Source organism: Superficieibacter sp. BNK-5, assembly GCF_047456055.1.
Lineage (GTDB): Bacteria > Pseudomonadota > Gammaproteobacteria > Enterobacterales > Enterobacteriaceae > Superficieibacter.
Window position 1 is genome coordinate 490,676 of sequence record NZ_CP179893.1, and the last position, 16,060, is coordinate 506,735.

At 57.0% G+C, this 16,060-nt stretch carries 17 protein-coding genes; 13 read left to right on the forward strand and 4 right to left on the reverse strand.

Going from position 1 to position 16,060, the window contains the following annotated elements:
* The gene (locus tag ACMGGS_RS02335; RefSeq protein ID WP_414164890.1) at positions 1–1,302 is read right to left on the reverse strand and encodes an inorganic triphosphatase; all 1,302 of its coding nucleotides are present in this window, start codon (positions 1,300–1,302) and stop codon (positions 1–3) included.
* Positions 1,303–1,531: 229 nt separating this feature from the next.
* Between ACMGGS_RS02335 and ACMGGS_RS02340 the strand changes: the two genes are divergently transcribed.
* Together ACMGGS_RS02340 and ACMGGS_RS02345 are read left to right on the forward strand one after the other, a co-directional pair.
* The gene (locus ACMGGS_RS02340) at positions 1,532–2,152 is read left to right on the forward strand and encodes a TIGR04211 family SH3 domain-containing protein (RefSeq protein ID WP_176918596.1); all 621 of its coding nucleotides are present in this window, start codon (positions 1,532–1,534) and stop codon (positions 2,150–2,152) included.
* A gap of 67 nt (positions 2,153–2,219) precedes the next feature.
* On the forward strand, positions 2,220–3,461 hold the full coding sequence (locus ACMGGS_RS02345) for a multifunctional CCA addition/repair protein (protein ID WP_414164891.1): 1,242 nt from the start codon (positions 2,220–2,222) through the stop codon (positions 3,459–3,461).
* A gap of 10 nt (positions 3,462–3,471) precedes the next feature.
* Here the strand turns inward: ACMGGS_RS02345 and bacA are convergent, their stop codons facing one another.
* Both bacA and folB read right to left on the reverse strand, forming a co-directional pair.
* Complete coding sequence (gene bacA, locus ACMGGS_RS02350) at positions 3,472–4,293, reverse strand: undecaprenyl-diphosphate phosphatase (RefSeq protein WP_103677026.1); 822 nt, start codon at positions 4,291–4,293, stop codon at positions 3,472–3,474.
* Between the two features lie 96 nt (positions 4,294–4,389).
* The gene (folB, locus tag ACMGGS_RS02355) at positions 4,390–4,758 is read right to left on the reverse strand and encodes a bifunctional dihydroneopterin aldolase/7,8-dihydroneopterin epimerase (protein ID WP_414164892.1); all 369 of its coding nucleotides are present in this window, start codon (positions 4,756–4,758) and stop codon (positions 4,390–4,392) included.
* Positions 4,759–4,865: 107 nt separating this feature from the next.
* Between folB and plsY the strand changes: the two genes are divergently transcribed.
* The 9 genes from plsY to ureG all read left to right on the forward strand — a co-directional run bounded on the left by plsY (position 4,866) and on the right by ureG (position 12,291).
* Positions 4,866–5,504: a glycerol-3-phosphate 1-O-acyltransferase PlsY gene (plsY, locus tag ACMGGS_RS02360; protein WP_176918593.1), complete on the forward strand. Its 639-nt coding sequence runs from the start codon at positions 4,866–4,868 to the stop codon at positions 5,502–5,504.
* Positions 5,505–5,774: 270 nt separating this feature from the next.
* The gene (locus ACMGGS_RS02365; protein WP_414164893.1) at positions 5,775–7,241 is read left to right on the forward strand and encodes an MFS transporter; all 1,467 of its coding nucleotides are present in this window, start codon (positions 5,775–5,777) and stop codon (positions 7,239–7,241) included.
* A gap of 120 nt (positions 7,242–7,361) precedes the next feature.
* Positions 7,362–8,189 carry an urease accessory protein UreD gene (locus ACMGGS_RS02370; protein WP_414164894.1) on the forward strand — a complete coding sequence of 276 codons (828 nt, stop codon included), beginning with the start codon at positions 7,362–7,364 and terminating at the stop codon, positions 8,187–8,189.
* Between the two features lie 9 nt (positions 8,190–8,198).
* On the forward strand, positions 8,199–8,501 hold the full coding sequence (locus tag ACMGGS_RS02375) for an urease subunit gamma (protein ID WP_176918590.1): 303 nt from the start codon (positions 8,199–8,201) through the stop codon (positions 8,499–8,501).
* A gap of 9 nt (positions 8,502–8,510) precedes the next feature.
* Positions 8,511–8,831 carry an urease subunit beta gene (locus ACMGGS_RS02380; protein WP_414164895.1) on the forward strand — a complete coding sequence of 107 codons (321 nt, stop codon included), beginning with the start codon at positions 8,511–8,513 and terminating at the stop codon, positions 8,829–8,831.
* Positions 8,824–10,527, forward strand: coding sequence for an urease subunit alpha (gene ureC, locus ACMGGS_RS02385; RefSeq protein WP_414164896.1), 1,704 nt, complete (start codon positions 8,824–8,826; stop codon positions 10,525–10,527). Before ACMGGS_RS02380 ends, ureC begins: the two co-directional genes overlap by 8 nt.
* Before the next feature lie 9 nt (positions 10,528–10,536).
* Positions 10,537–10,989, forward strand: a complete 453-nt coding sequence (gene ureE, locus ACMGGS_RS02390) for an urease accessory protein UreE (RefSeq protein ID WP_414164897.1) — start codon at positions 10,537–10,539, stop codon at positions 10,987–10,989.
* On the forward strand, positions 10,990–11,664 hold the full coding sequence (locus tag ACMGGS_RS02395; protein WP_414164898.1) for an urease accessory protein UreF: 675 nt from the start codon (positions 10,990–10,992) through the stop codon (positions 11,662–11,664). It begins immediately after the preceding gene.
* Positions 11,665–11,673: 9 nt separating this feature from the next.
* On the forward strand, positions 11,674–12,291 hold the full coding sequence (gene ureG / locus ACMGGS_RS02400; protein WP_414164899.1) for an urease accessory protein UreG: 618 nt from the start codon (positions 11,674–11,676) through the stop codon (positions 12,289–12,291).
* A gap of 259 nt (positions 12,292–12,550) precedes the next feature.
* On the opposite strand, the gene tsaD is transcribed toward ureG, so the two are convergent.
* Positions 12,551–13,564 (reverse strand): tRNA (adenosine(37)-N6)-threonylcarbamoyltransferase complex transferase subunit TsaD, encoded by a 1,014-nt coding sequence (gene tsaD, locus ACMGGS_RS02405; RefSeq protein WP_414164900.1) that lies wholly within the window; start codon positions 13,562–13,564, stop codon positions 12,551–12,553.
* A 236-nt stretch (positions 13,565–13,800) separates the two neighbouring features.
* On the opposite strand from tsaD, the gene rpsU reads away from it, so the two are divergent.
* Together rpsU and dnaG are read left to right on the forward strand one after the other, a co-directional pair.
* Positions 13,801–14,016, forward strand: coding sequence for a 30S ribosomal protein S21 (gene rpsU / locus ACMGGS_RS02410; RefSeq protein ID WP_001144069.1), 216 nt, complete (start codon positions 13,801–13,803; stop codon positions 14,014–14,016).
* Positions 14,017–14,133: 117 nt separating this feature from the next.
* Positions 14,134–15,879: a DNA primase gene (gene dnaG / locus ACMGGS_RS02415; protein WP_414164901.1), complete on the forward strand. Its 1,746-nt coding sequence runs from the start codon at positions 14,134–14,136 to the stop codon at positions 15,877–15,879.
* Positions 15,880–16,060 lie beyond the last annotated feature (181 nt).

Here is a 16,060-nt window from a genome sequence, read left to right on the forward strand (position 1 = left end):
TTAACGTTTACCGCTGTGTAACCAGAACGGCTCCATCGCCATCGCTTCATTGCGGAAGTGTTCGATTTCAATGTGCTGGCGTTTTTTGATGGCGTGCAGCAGACCCTGCCAGTTCTCCAGCCAGGCCTGGGCCACAACGGGATCGTAATTTCCCGCCAGCAGCGTGATGCTGTCGATATCGCGGCTCAGACGGGGGATTTGATCGCCATAGCTGTCACCCAACGGATACGCGAAGGTTTTACGCAGTTCCGCCGCATGGCGGGAGAGCGCAATATCCGCATAGCGTTTGAAAGAGTCAGCAAATTTCGCCTGCGCTTTTGCGTCGAGGAATGGCTGCCAGCCGCGGGTAATCAGCCACTCGGTCAGATTGAGTTTTGCCAGCGCGATGTTGGCGCTGCTGGCAGCGGTTTCCGCCGACACATCTGACGCCAGCGTCGCCTCCGACAGCGTAAGCAGGTCACGTAAGCGAGCGCTCGCTTTACGCGGCACGATACCGCCAAACAGGGTAAGCGTATGGCGGATCAGGCTGATAGCCGCCTGCACGCCCGCTTTCGCCGCCGCATTGCCGCGCACCCACAGTTCTTCGTGATACTGCCACTGGGAGAGCGCTTTTTCGAGCGCCGCCTCGAACGCCTGCTCAACGCTGGCCTTGCGCGGCACGCTTAAAATCGTCAGCGGCCTGAGCGGACGTTCCGGGTTGCCCTGCGTCAGGTGATAACCACGCGCCGCTTTGCTCAGGCTTCCCTGACGCAGCACCTCCAGATTCACCAGCTGGCGCGCCAGCTTCAGGAGATCCTGCGTTTCACCGGACAGTAATTCCAGCTCAAGTTCACCAATCGGCTCCTGCACGTCACCAGCTTTAACTTCACCGCGATCCAGCGCGATTTCAATCCGGCTCTCGCCTACTTCCACCAGCCACTTTTCGCGCTGGAAGTCGGTACTGAACAGCGGCTGCACCTGCTCCGCCAGATGCGCAGGCAGTTCGCCCTGCGGCCAGACTTCAGCCGGGAAAAGCGCCAAATCCAGCTCCGGCTGGCTCAGTTCGATATTGTATTCCGGACGCTGATGCAGGCCGCCGACCACGCGTCCGGCGATTTTAATGGTCATTTCATAGTGGCCATTATTGCCGCGAATGCGCAGCCCCATATCATGCTGACGCAGCCAGTTATCCGGCGTTTCGTAATAGATATTGAGCAGCGGGCTGGCAGGAACGTGCTCTGCCGACAGCGTGTTCAGGTGGTTGCGCAGCGTCTCAACGCCGTCATGGTTAACGATAAACTTCAATTCGATTTCTTGAGCCATAGCTGAATTCTTATGATTACGTTGATACGAAAGACAATTAGCACGAACTTACGCGCATCTTTTTTGTCAGTAGATAGTATTTTGCGGCAAAATACCATGAACTGTGCGTGTTGAAGGCAGAAAAGTTTGACTTCCCGACCCGGATGATTCCGATTGCTGCTTACGCCATTACGTCGTCAGACTGTTGCCACGACATTCGTTCCACTTCCATGACAATAACGATGATCTAATGCCTAAATTACGCCTTATTGCCTTAACTTTATTGACGCTCAGCGTTTCCACCGTCTCTCATGGTGAAGAAAAGCGTTACGTTTCGGATGAACTGAACACCTGGGTACGTAGCGGCCCCGGAGATAATTATCGTCTCGTTGGCACAGTAAATGCCGGCGAAGAAGTCGCCCTGCTCCAGACGGATGCGGGCACCAATTATGGTCAGGTGCGCGACAGCAGCGGCCGTACCGCGTGGATCCCGCTGAAAGAGCTGAATGCCGAGCCGAGCCTGCGCTCGCGCGTGCCGGACCTGGAAAATCAGGTAAAAACGTTGACCGATAAGCTGAACGGTATCGACACCACCTGGAATCAGCGCACCGCTGAAATGCAGCAAAAAGTGGCGCAGAGTGACAGCGTCATTAACGGCCTGAAAGATGAAAACCAGAAGCTTAAGAATGAGCTTATTGTGGCGCAGAAAAAGGTTAGCGCCGCTAATTTGCAGCTTGATGACAAGCAGCGCACCATCATTATGCAGTGGTTTATGTACGGCGGCGGTGTGCTGGGTATCGGGCTGATCCTGGGGCTGGTGCTGCCGCATATGATCCCAAGCCGCAAGCGCAAAGACCGCTGGATGAATTAAGCCAAATTCGCCTTCTCCTCTACACTTACGTATGATTCGGCAAAGACAATGCGTGAGGAGAGGTGTAGTGAAGAGTTATCTGGTCGGTGGCGCAGTCAGGGACGGGTTATTAGGGCTACCGATTAAAGACCGGGATTGGGTCGTGGTTGGCGCTACACCGCAGCAAATGCTTGACGCGGGCTACCAGCAGGTAGGCCGCGATTTTCCCGTGTTCCTCCATCCTGAAAGCCACGAAGAGTACGCGCTGGCCCGTACCGAGCGTAAATCCGGTTCCGGCTACACCGGTTTTACCTGCTACGCCGCTCCGGACGTCACCCTTGAAGACGATTTACAGCGTCGCGACCTGACGGTTAATGCGCTCGCCCAGGATACCGACGGCAACCTTATCGATCCGTATCACGGGCAGGCGGACCTGCAAAACCGCCTCCTGCGCCACGTCTCCCCCGCTTTCAGTGAAGATCCACTGCGCGTACTGCGCGTGGCACGCTTCGCCGCGCGCTATGCACACCTGAGTTTTCGCATCGCCGATGAAACGATGGCGCTGATGCGTGAGATGACCGCCGCGGGCGAACTGGAACATCTGACGCCCGAGCGGGTGTGGAAAGAGACGGAAGGTGCCCTCGGCACGCGTAATCCACAGGTCTATTTTCAGGTTTTGCGCGACTGCGGCGCACTGAAAGTGCTGTTTCCTGAACTGGACATCCTGTTTGGCATTCCCGCCCCAGCCAAATGGCATCCGGAAATCGATACCGGCATCCATACCCTGATGACGCTTTCTATGGCGGCGATGCTCAGCCCGGAGATTGATGTGCGCTTCGCCACCCTGTGCCACGATCTCGGCAAGGGTCTGACGCCCAAAGAACTGTGGCCGCGGCATCATGGTCACGGTCCGGCGGGCGTCCGTCTGGTCAACGCGATCTGCACGCGTCTGCGGGTGCCGAACGACATTCGCGATTTAGCGAAGCTGGTGGCGGAGTATCACGACCTGATCCATACCTTCCCGCTGCTACAGCCGAAAACCATCGTCAAGCTGTTCGATTCCATCGATGCCTGGCGCAAGCCGCAGCGCGTGGAGCAGATCGCGCTAACCAGCGAAGCCGACGTGCGGGGGCGTACCGGGTTTGAAAGCAATGCGTATCCGCAAGGACGCCAGCTACGCGCCGCCTGGGAGGTTGCCCGTGCAGTACCGGTAAGCGAGGTGGTGAAGGCAGGATTTCAGGGGCCGGAAATTCGTGAAGAGTTAACCCGACGCCGCATTCGGGCGGTGGCGCAGTGGAAGGATAAAAACTGCCCTCAACCGGAAGGCTGAGGGCCGGATCTTACATAAAGACCGCGTAAACCGCTGCCGCCACGATAAAGCGGTAGATGGCGAACGGAATAAACGAAATCCGTTTGATGATATGCAGGAAGGTTTTGATGGCGATCAGCGCCACCACGAAGGCGGTGATGAAGCCCACGGCAAACATCGGGATATCCGCAACCGACAGAAAACCAATGCTCTTATAGAGATCCAGCGCGGTGGCCCCCATCATCATCGGCACCGCCAGCAGGAATGAGAATTCAGATGCTGCATAGCGGCTGACGCCCATCAGCATCCCGCCGGAGATAGTCGCCCCGGAGCGGGAGAACCCTGGCCACAGCGCCAGACACTGAAAACAGCCGATCATAAACGCCTGACGATACGTCATATCGTCCACGCCCACCGCACGCGGCTCTTTCGGCTTCAGGCACTCGGCGGCAATCAGTAACAGGCCACCGACAACCAGCGCATACATCACGTTAATCGGGTTAAACAACGATTTAATCGTGTCATGGAATACCAGACCCAGCACCACCGCCGGGATCATCCCAAGGAGAATGTGAATAAGCGACAGGCGACCTTTTCCGGTCCCTTCATGCTGCGGCTTGCGGCCAAAATGGATACCAATCAGGCCAAACAGACGACGCCAGAACATCACCACCACTGCCAGAATCGACCCTAACTGAATCACGACCTCGAACGTTTTCGCCGTTTCGTCTTCAAAGCCCAGCAGGTGGCCAACGATAATCATGTGACCGGTACTGGAAACAGGCAGGAACTCCGTCAATCCTTCGACCACGCCCAATATCGCCGCAATCAGCAGCGAATGCATATCGCTCATCAAGTAAACCCCTAAAAGATAAATGAATGAAGTCTGTACCCAAAATAATCCTGCATTATGACCAGCATTATCGCGCTGGGTTTAATAATACTTTATTTAAATGTTTTCTTTAGGAATATTGCCACGCTCAATGATTACGCCAACGCTTGCCGCGCGCGCCACCGCCCCTGGCTTACTGACTTTGATGCGCACCCACGGTGACGGAAAACGTTCCAGTAGCAGAGTCGCAACTTCTTCCGCGACGCGCTCGACCAGCGCAAAGCGCCCACCTTCCACATGGCTGACCACCAGCTCGCTGACATCGGCGTAGCTCAGACAGTCGGCGACATCATCACTGGTGGCCGCTTTACGGTTATCCCACGCCATTTCGATATCGAACATGAGCTTTTGTTCGATAGTTTGCTCCCAGTCATACACACCAATAGTGGTGATTACCGAAAGTTGCTCTATAAATACAATATCCATCGTGACCTGCCTGCTTTTTGGCTAAACCGGATACCACTTCCGGCGAATTATGCGTATTATCCACAGATGCAGAGAATAAACCGATTTTTTCTAAACGGAACAGCGTTATGAGTGCAATCGCGCCTGGAATGATTTTCCTCGCCTACCTTTGCGGCTCAATTTCCAGCGCCATTCTGGTCTGCCGCATTGCAGGTTTACCCGATCCGCGCGACAGCGGTTCCGGTAATCCAGGGGCGACCAACGTCTTACGAATTGGCGGCAAGGGAGCAGCCGTAACCGTACTGATTTTTGATGTCTTAAAAGGCATGCTTCCCGTCTGGGGCGCGTATGCTCTGGGCCTTGCGCCGTTCTGGCTGGGGTTAATTGCGATCGCCGCCTGCCTCGGACACATCTGGCCGGTCTTCTTCCATTTTCGCGGTGGCAAAGGCGTCGCGACCGCCTTCGGTGCCATTGCGCCTATCGGCTGGGATCTAACCGGCGTAATGGCCGGAACCTGGCTGCTGACGATTTTGCTGAGCGGCTACTCCTCGCTGGGTGCTATCGTCAGCGCATTGATCGCACCCTTCTACGTCTGGTGGTTCAGACCGGAGTTCACCTTTCCGGTGTCAATGCTTTCATGCCTGATCCTGCTACGTCATCACGACAACATCCAGCGGCTCTGGCGTCGTCAGGAGACCAAAATCTGGACCCGGCTGAAGAAGAGAAAGCAAAAAGACGCGGATGGGGATGGCGGGCGTAATGCCTGATGGCGCTTCGCTTATCAGGCCTACAAAATGTCCCGACATCACGCCGCCATAAGAAATGACTATCCCATCCGGCATTACGCCTCCATGACGTATGTCTTTTCCCCTTCCCAGGCTGGATAAGACGCATCCGGTATTACGCCAGCGTCGGCCCCTTGCGTTACAACCCCCCTTTGTTGCACTTCCGTTATGACTTATAACCAAATGTGATTTAGCTCACTTTCTTCTGCTGGGTACTCTTTCACAACACATCGCCAACACAACTACATAAAAATGACTGAAATTACTGAATCCGCTACCGCTGCGACGGCGGGTGGCACCCCCGGCGGCGACATTAAATGGGTACGGAACGCCTCTGATGTCACGCAACTGGTAAACGCCGGATCCCAGGGACGCGCTAACGCCCGGATCGTCATCGGCATCGCGCTGGGTGGCATTTTCCTCGACGCTTACGATCTCGGCGCGCTGGCGTTTGGCATCAAAGACATTACCCGCGAGTTTAACCTGACGCCTGCCGGGACCGGGATGGTGGCGTCCGCCATTACCTTCGGCGCGATTGTAGGAGCCTTAATTGGCGGTTATCTCACGGATAAAATCGGCCGTTATCGGGTGTTTATGGCCGACATGATCTTCTTCGTGGTCGCCGCGATTGCCTGCGCCTTTGCGCCGAACGAATACGCCCTCGCCGGCGCGCGCTTTGTGATGGGGTTAGGCGTGGGTATCGACCTTCCCGTAGCCATGGCCTTCCTGAGCGAGTTCGCCAGGCTGAAAGGCCCCGGCAACAAAGCTGCCAGCGTCGCCATGTGGTGTCCGACGTGGTACGCCGCCATCAGCATTTCCTACCTGCTGGTGCTCTTCTTCTATGCCGTGCTGCCGGAAAGCCACAGCGACTGGCTATGGCGGATCATCCTCGGCTTTGGGGCCATTCCCGCGCTGGTGATTATCGCCATTCGTAGCCGCTATATGAGCGAATCTCCGGTGTGGGCGGCAAATCAGGGCAACCTGAAAGAAGCTGCATCGATATTGCGCAAGGCCTACAACATTAACGCTCACGTTCCGCAGGATGCGCTGGATCGGCCTGCGCCGGTGGTTAACAAGGCCAAATGGCAAAACTATCTGGATCTGTTTCGCGGCGTGTATTTACGCCGCACCACGCTGGCGACGCTGCTGTCGGTCGTCTCGTCGTTTGCCTATAACGCCGTGGCGTTTGGTCTGCCGGTGATCATTTCCAGCTTCTTCGTGCAGTCGATGCTCACCACCATTCTGATTTCCCTGGCGCTGAACCTGCTATTTGCCTTCGTGGGCGGCTTGCTGGCCGTGCGTCTGGTACCGCGTTTTGGCGCATGGCGGATGTCGCTCGGCGGCTATGCCTGTCAACTCATTGCGCTGCTGGTGCTGGCGCTGATTGGCCGGCCGGAGGGCGCGGCGGAAGGGGTGGCCTCAGTCGCGATGCTGGCGCTATTTTTATTCGGCCAGGGATTTGGACCGGGCGCGCATACCATGGCGTTCGCCTCCCTCAGCTACCCGACTTCGCTGCGCGGCGTCGGCGTGGGTCTTAACCAGACGCTGATGCGCAGCAGCTCCACGTTGTCGCTGTTCCTGTTCCCGCTGCTGGTGGCCTCGCTGGATACCGCCGTATTCTGGATCATCGCCCTCGCCCCGCTGATTGGTCTGGTGTCGTTACTGGCGATCCGCTGGGAGCCGTCAGGCTACGATATCGACGCCGAAGATTATCGGTAACCCTCCTCCAACGGCGCAGAAATGCGCCGTTTTGTCATCCATCCATAAGCGACTTGTATGACCGCGTTGATTTCCGCCAGGGCATACTGAAGCAGGACATCGCGAGCGGACGGATGCAGCATGGTTGTTACCCAGGTCACTGATAAAATATATAAAGGCTGGCAGGCATCGCTTGCGTTGCAGTTTTGTCATATCGCGGAAAAAACTCTTCTGCGCTCCGCCCGCCACATCGGCCCGCTCACAGTACAGCGCCCGTTTTATCCTGAAGGCGACACCTGCCATCTCTATCTGCTGCATCCCCCCGGCGGGATTGTCGGCGGCGATGAACTGGATATTACCGTCACTCTTGATGACAAAAGCCATGTGTTGCTAACCATGCCCGGTGCCAGCAAATTTTATCGCAGCGCCGGCGCTACGGCCCGACTGAATCAGCACTTTCATCTCGCCCCTGACGCCACGCTGGAATGGCTGCCGCAGGATGCCATTTTTTTCCCCGGTGCGCAGGCCCGTGTGCAAACCGTTTTTCATCTCAGCACCGGTTCACGCCTGCTGGCGTGGGATCTGCAGTGCCTTGGCCGCCCGGTCATCGGCGAGTCTTTTAGCCGTGGGCAACTGGACAACCGGCTGGAAGTGTGGAAAGACGACCTGCCGCTGCTGATTGAACGTCTGCACCTGGCGGACGGCGATCTATCGCCCGTCGCGAATCAACCGTGGATCGGCACGCTGCTGTTTTACCCGGCCACTGAAATGCTACTGGAAGGTGTACGCGAAAAGCTTGCGGCGTTGGGTGCGTTTGCGGGTGCAACGCTGACGGATGGCCTTCTGACGGTACGCTTTTTAAGCGATGATAATCTGATTTGCCAGCGGGTGATGCGCGACATCTGGCGTTTTATGCGCCCTCACCTGCTGCAAAAACCGCCCGTACTCCCCCGTATCTGGCAGACATAAGAGATCCCTATGGAACTGACGCCAAGAGAAAAAGATAAGCTGCTGTTATTCACTGCCGCGCTTGTGGCAGAAAGACGCCTCGCCCGCGGTCTGAAGCTCAACTATCCGGAAGCGGTGGCGCTGATCAGCGCCTTTATTATGGAAGGCGCGCGCGACGGCAAAAGCGTGGCGGCGCTGATGGAAGACGGCCGCCATGTCTTAACCCGCGATCAGGTAATGGAAGGTATTCCGGAGATGATCCCCGATATTCAGGTGGAAGCCACCTTTCCGGACGGATCGAAGCTGGTCACCGTTCATCATCCGATTAGTTGAGGGGGAAGCATGATCCCAGGCGAATATAAAATCCAGCGCGGCGAGATCGAAATCAACGCAGGCCGTCCGACCCTGACCGTGGTGATTGAAAACCACGGCGATCGTCCCGTTCAGGTCGGATCGCACTATCACTTCTACGAGGTCAACCCGGCGCTGAAATTCGATCGCGAACGCTGCAAAGGCTATCGGCTGAATATCGCCGCCGGTACGGCAGTGCGTTTTGAGCCAGGACAAAAGCGCGAGGTGACGCTGGTGGCGGTGGCGGGCGCACGGCGCATCTTTGGTTTTCGCGGTGAGGTAATGGACCGTCTGGAGGCAGACCATGACTAAAATTTCTCGCCAGGCCTGGGCCGATATGTTCGGTCCCACTACCGGTGACAAAGTGCGGCTGGCGGATACTGAGCTGTGGATCGAGGTGGAAAAAGACTTTACCACGCCCGGCGAAGAGGTGAAATTTGGCGGTGGCAAGGTGATCCGCGACGGCATGGGTCAGGGACAAATGCCCGCCAGCGAGTGCGTGGATCTGGTGCTGACCAACGCGCTGATTATCGATCACTGGGGGATTGTCAAAGCGGATATCGGCGTCAAAGATGGCCGGATCTATGGGATCGGTAAGGCAGGTAATCCGGATATCCAGCCCGATGTGACGATCCCGATTGGCGTGGCGACGGAGGTGATCGCCGCTGAAGGGAAGATCGTCACCGCGGGTGGCGTGGATACGCATATTCACTGGATCTGTCCGCAGCAGGCTGAGGAAGCGCTGATCTCCGGCGTGACCACCATGATCGGCGGTGGCACCGGTCCGGCGGCAGGGACTAATGCGACGACCTGTACCCCCGGCCCGTGGTACATCGCCCGTATGCTGCAGGCGGCGGATACGTTGCCGGTAAATATCGGTCTGCTTGGTAAAGGCAACGGTTCAAACCCGAAAACCCTGCGCGAACAGGTTGCGGCGGGGGCTATCGGCCTGAAAATTCATGAAGACTGGGGCGCGACGCCCGCCGCGATTAATTGCTCGCTAACGGTAGCGGATGAAATGGATATTCAGGTGGCGCTGCACAGCGATACGCTTAATGAGTCCGGTTTCGTCGAAGATACGCTGGCGGCGATAGGCGATCGCACCATCCATACCTTTCATACCGAAGGCGCGGGCGGCGGCCACGCACCGGATATTATCACCGCCTGCGCACACCCCAATATACTGCCCTCTTCCACTAACCCGACGCTGCCGTATACCGTCAATACCATCGACGAGCACCTCGATATGCTGATGGTCTGCCATCATCTTGACCCGGATATCGCCGAGGACGTGGCGTTTGCCGAGTCGCGCATCCGCCGGGAGACCATCGCCGCTGAGGATGTGCTGCACGATATTGGCGCGTTCTCGCTGACCTCGTCGGACTCGCAAGCCATGGGGCGCGTCGGTGAAGTGATCCTGCGTACCTGGCAGGTGGCGCACCGAATGAAAGTTCAACGCGGCGCGCTGCCCGAGGAGAGGGGCGATAACGATAATTTCCGCGTGAAGCGCTATATCGCTAAATACACCATTAACCCGGCGCTGACCCACGGTATCGCCCATGAAGTTGGTTCTGTCGAAGCGGGGAAACTGGCTGATCTGGTGGTCTGGTCGCCTGCCTTTTTTGGCGTTAAACCGGCGACGATTGTGAAAGGCGGGATGATTGCCGCCGCGCCGATGGGCGATATCAATGCCTCAATCCCCACGCCGCAGCCGGTGCACTACCGGCCGATGTTCGGCGCGCTGGGAGCCGCCCGTCACGCCTGCCGGATGACGTTTATCTCCGGCGCGGCGCGGACAAACGGCGTGGCGCAGCAGCTGAATTTACAGAGCACCATCGGCGTGGTGAAAGGCTGCCGGACGGTGAAAAAGCGCGACATGATCCATAACAATCTGCAACCCAACATTACCGTTGATGCCCAGACCTACGAGGTGCGCATTGACGGGGAACTCATTACCAGCGAGCCAGCGGACATGCTGCCGATGGCACAACGCTATTTTCTGTTTTAAGGAGTCGCTATGCTCTATTTAACCACGCGGATTGACGCCCCCGCCCGGATTACGGCGACGGTAACGCTCCCCATCGACGTGCGGGTGAAAAGCCGGGCCAAAGTGACGCTCAGCGACGGGCGCGAAGCCGGACTGATACTGCCGCGCGGCTTGCTGCTGCGCGGCGGCGATGTGCTCAGCAGCGACGACGGGCTGGAGATGGTTGAAGTGATCGCCGCCGATGAACCGGTCTCCGTCGTGCGCTGCGACGATCCTTTCCTGCTTGCCAGAGCCTGTTATCACCTCGGCAATCGTCACGTTCCGCTGCAGATCCTGCCGGGCGAACTGCGCTACCACCACGATCACGTGCTGGACGATATGCTGCGCCAGTTCGCGCTGGACGTCACATTCGCAAAGGTGCCTTTTGAGCCAGAGGCCGGGGCGTATTCCGGCGAGGCGCATGCACATTCGCACGCGCACTAAATGATCGAGTCTGTACGATTATTGCGCCTGATGCAGCTTGCCAGCAGCAGCCTGCCGGTTGGTTCCTTTACCTGGTCGCAGGGGCTGGAATGGGCGACAGAAGCGGGATGGGTCGCCGATAGCGAGGCTTTTAAACGCTGGCAGATACAGCAGATGGAACACAGCTTCTTTTGCGTGGATCTGCCCATTTTCGCTCGTCTGTACCACGCCTGCGCCGAAGAGGATATCGACCAGGCCCGACGCTGGACGGCGTATCTGCTGGCCTGCCGCGAGACGCGCGAACTGCGGGAAGAGGAGCGCAATCGCGGCGCGGCCTTTACCCGTCTGGTGAGCGACTGGGAACCTGACTGTACCCCGGCGTGGCGCGCGCTGTTCGCGCAAAGCCAGCTGTGCGGCATGGCCTGGCTCGGCGTGCGCTGGCGGATCGATCTGAACGCGCTGGCGCTCAGTCTCGGCTATAGCTGGATCGAAAGTGCGGTGATGGCGGGCGTCAAACTGGTGCCGTTCGGCCAGCAGGCGGCGCAGCAGCTGATCCTCTCTCTGTCTGAGCGCTATGCGGCAGGCATGGAAGAAGCGTTGTTGCGTGAGGAGGCTGATATTGGATCGGCCACACCGCTGACCGCCATCGCTTCTGCACGCCATGAAACTCAATATTCGCGGTTGTTCCGTTCCTGAGGAGAGAACATGTCACACACCAAACATCCGTTACGCGTCGGCGTTGGCGGCCCGGTCGGGTCCGGCAAAACCGCGCTGCTGGAAGCCTTATGCAAGGCGATGCGCAATATCTATCAGCTGGCGGTCGTCACTAACGATATTTATACCAAAGAGGACCAGCGCATCCTGACCGAAGCGGGCGCGCTGGAGCCGGATCGCATTGTCGGCGTAGAAACCGGCGGCTGTCCGCACACGGCGATTCGCGAAGATGCGTCGATGAATCTGGCGGCGGTGGAAGCGCTGAGCGAAAAGTTCGGCAATCTGGAGCTGATCTTCGTCGAGAGCGGCGGCGACAACCTCAGCGCCACGTTTAGCCCGGAACTGGCGGATCTGACGATTTACGTGATCGACGTGGCGGAAGGCGAAAAGATCCCGCGTAAAGGCGGACCGGGGATCACGAAGTCCGATTTTCTGGTGATCAACAAAACCGATCTCGCGCCGTATGTCGGTGCATCGCTGGAGGTGATGGAGCGCGATACGCTGCGCATGCGCGGCGAAAGACCGTGGACGTTCACCAACCTGAAAAGCGGCGACGGGCTGGAGAAGATTATTGCGTTTCTGGAAGATAAAGGGATGCTGAAGGGGTAAAGCGCTGGCTCCGGCTGGTCAAAATGCCCGGTGGCGCTGCGCTTACCGGGCCTACGATTATTATGTAAGCCGCTGATATTGTGGATTTTGTAGGCCGGGTAAGGCGAAGCCGCCACCCGGCAAAACAACGCTGAAGCATCCGGCGCGATTCTGCCCGGTGGCGCTGCGCTTACCGGGCCTACAGGTTATGTGCAACTCATTGATATTGTGCACTTTGTAGGCCGGGTAAGGCGAAGCCGCCACCCGGCATTACGCCAGCTTACGCCGCAGGCAGTTCGGCCAGCGGCCAGCGCGGGCGCACGGTCACGCCGAGATCCGCTGTCGCTCCGGCTTTAAAACGCACCATTCCCGCATAGGCGATCATCGCGCCGTTATCGGTACAAAATTCCGGTCGTGCATAAAACACCTCGCCGCGGCGTTTTTGCATCATCTCTGCCAGCTTCGCCCGCAGGGTGCGGTTGGCGCTGACCCCGCCCGCCATCACCAGACGTTTAAACCCGGTCTGATCCAGCGCGCGCTTGCACTTAATCATTAAGGTATCGACCACCGCATCTTCAAACGCGCGGGCGATATCGGCGCGGGTTTGATCGTCCGCGTCGTTGTTACGAATAGTATTCGCAGCAAAGGTTTTCAGGCCGGAGAAGCTGAAATCCAGCCCCGGACGGTCGGTCATCGGACGCGGGAACACAAAGCGCCCTTCCGTCCCCTGCGCGGCCATTTTCGACAGCATCGGGCCGCCGGGGTAATCCAGTCCCAGCAGCTTAGCGGTTTTATCGAACGCTTCACCGGCGGCGTCGTCAATCGACTCGCCCAGCAGTTCATACTGTCCGATGCCGGTCACGCTGATAAGCTGGGTATGTCCGCCGGAAACCAGCAGCGCAACAAACGGATACTCTGGCGGATTGTCTTCCAGCATCGGGGCCAGCAGATGTCCTTCCATATGATGTACCGCAATCGCCGGCACGTTCCAGGCAAAGGCCAGCGAACGCCCGACCGTTGCGCCAACCAGCAGCGCGCCAACCAGACCCGGGCCTGCGGTATACGCCACCGCATCAATCTCTTTCGCCGTCAGCCCGGCCTCTTTCAGCGCCGCCTGAATCAGCGGCACGGTTTTACGCACATGGTCGCGGGAGGCCAGCTCCGGCACCACGCCGCCGTAGTCAGCGTGTAATTTCACCTGACTATACAATTGGTTGGCTAACAGACCTTTTTCGTCGTCGTAAATGGCGATGCCGGTCTCATCGCAGGATGTTTCAATACCCAGTACACGCATGGCTTGTTTTACCTCTTTTCACTACCGCGCAGTGTAGGGCCAACGCGGGGTGATGTAAAACTTTGTTCGCCGCAGCAGTTAGCCTCGTGTATACTCCTCTCCCTTATAAAAGTCCCTTTCAAAATCGCTTCGGTGCTTTACAAAGCAGCAGCATTTGCAGTAAAATTCCGCACCATTTTGAAATAAGCTGGCGTTGATGCCAGCGGCAAACCGAATTTATTAAAGGTGAGAGTTACATGCCGGTAATTAAAGTACGTGAAAACGAGCCGTTCGACGTAGCACTGCGTCGCTTCAAACGTTCATGCGAGAAAGCAGGTGTTCTGGCGGAAGTTCGTCGTCGTGAGTTCTATGAAAAACCGACTACCGAACGTAAACGCGCTAAAGCTTCTGCTGTGAAACGTCACGCGAAGAAACTGGCTCGCGAAAACGCACGCCGTACTCGTCTGTACTAATGATTTGAGAGCCAGCGCTCTCATCTAACAGACCGAGTTGTAGTTGTAAGGCCGTGCTTCCGGAAGGAATGCGCGGCTTATTTTCGTTTACGAGTTGGTAAAAATTGTACGGGGCTTATGGCTGGACGAATCCCACGCGTATTTATCAATGACCTGCTGGCGCGCACCGACATCGTCGATCTCATCGACGCGCGGGTGAAGCTCAAAAAGCAGGGCAAGAACTTTCATGCGTGCTGTCCGTTCCATAACGAAAAGACCCCCTCTTTCACCGTTAATGGTGATAAGCAGTTTTACCACTGCTTCGGCTGTGGTGCACACGGCAATGCCATCGACTTTTTGATGAACTACGACAAGCTCGAGTTCGTCGAAACCGTTGAAGAACTGGCCGCCATGCACAACATGGAAATTCCGTATGAAGCAGGTAGCGGGCCAACGCAGATTGAGCGTCATCAACGGCAGACCCTTTATCAGTTGATGGATGGCCTGAATGCGTTTTATCAGCAATCCCTTACGCATCCCGCCGCAGACCCCGCGCGTCAGTATCTGGAAAAACGTGGTTTAAGCAGTGACGTCATTGCTCGATTTGCCGTCGGCTATGCACCTCCGGGCTGGGATAACGCGTTAAAGCGTTTTGGTGGCAACAGTGAAAACCGTCAGTCGTTAATCGACGCGGGGATGCTGGTCACTAACGATCAGGGACGCAGTTACGACCGCTTCCGCGACCGGGTGATGTTCCCCATCCGCGACAAGCGTGGCCGGGTGATCGGGTTTGGTGGGCGCGTCCTGGGTAATGATACGCCGAAATACCTGAACTCGCCGGAAACCGATATTTTCCATAAGGGCCGCCAGTTATATGGCCTTTATGAGGCGTTACAGAACGCGGCGGAACCGCAGCGTCTGCTGGTGGTCGAAGGCTATATGGATGTCGTCGCACTAGCGCAGTATGGCATTAATTATGCCGTTGCGTCGCTGGGCACTTCAACCACCGCCGATCATATTCAGCTGCTGTTCCGTTCGACGCAGAACGTAATTTGCTGTTATGACGGCGACCGGGCCGGACGCGATGCCGCCTGGCGCGCGCTGGAAACCGCGATGCCGTATATGACTGACGGTCGGCAGTTGCGCTTTATGTTTCTGCCCGACGGTGAAGACCCGGATACGCTGGTACGTAAAGAAGGCAAAGACGCGTTTGAAGCGCGGATGGAACACGCTCAGCCGCTGTCGGTGTTTTTGTTTAATAGCCTGCTGCCGCAGGTCGATTTAAGCACCCCGGATGGCAGTACGCAGCTTGCAGCACTCGCGCTACCGCTGATTAACCAGGTGCCGGGCGACGCTCATCGCATTCAGCTACGTCAGACGCTGGGGCTGAAGTTAGGTATTTTCGACGACAGTCAGCTTGATCGTTTAATGCCAAAACAGGCAGAAAGTGGCGCGGTACGCCCGCCGCCTCAGCTAAAACGCACGACCATGCGTATACTGATAGGACTGCTGTTGCAAAACCCGGATCTCGCACCGCTGGTGCCACCGCTGGCAGATCTGGACCAAAGTAAGCTGCCCGGACTTGGCTTATTTGCCGAATTGGTCAACACTTGTTTGTCACAGCCTGGCCTGACCACCGGGCAACTTTTAGAACATTATCGTGGCACGAATGAAGCGGCGACCCTTGAAAAACTGTCGATGTGGGACGATATAGCAGATAAAGAGATTGCAGAAAAAACGTTCACCGACTCGCTTAACCATATGTTTGATTCGTTGCTCAAGCTACGTCAGGAAGAGTTAATTGCTCGTGATCGGACGCATGGTTTGAACAGCGAAGAACGCCGGGAGTTCTGGGAAATCAGACAGGCCCTGGAAAAAAAATGAATTTAACGGCTTAAGTGCCGAATATCGTTCGGGTAGATCCCGACAGCCGCACTGAAGGGCAGCGGCAAAAATATAAGCAAGCCCTCATTAGTCATACAGGCCGTCGTTTCGCCTGCCTCAGCGCAACGTGAAAGATGAAATGTATTATGTTGGCGGTTCGTTTCGCCGACCGACACCAACC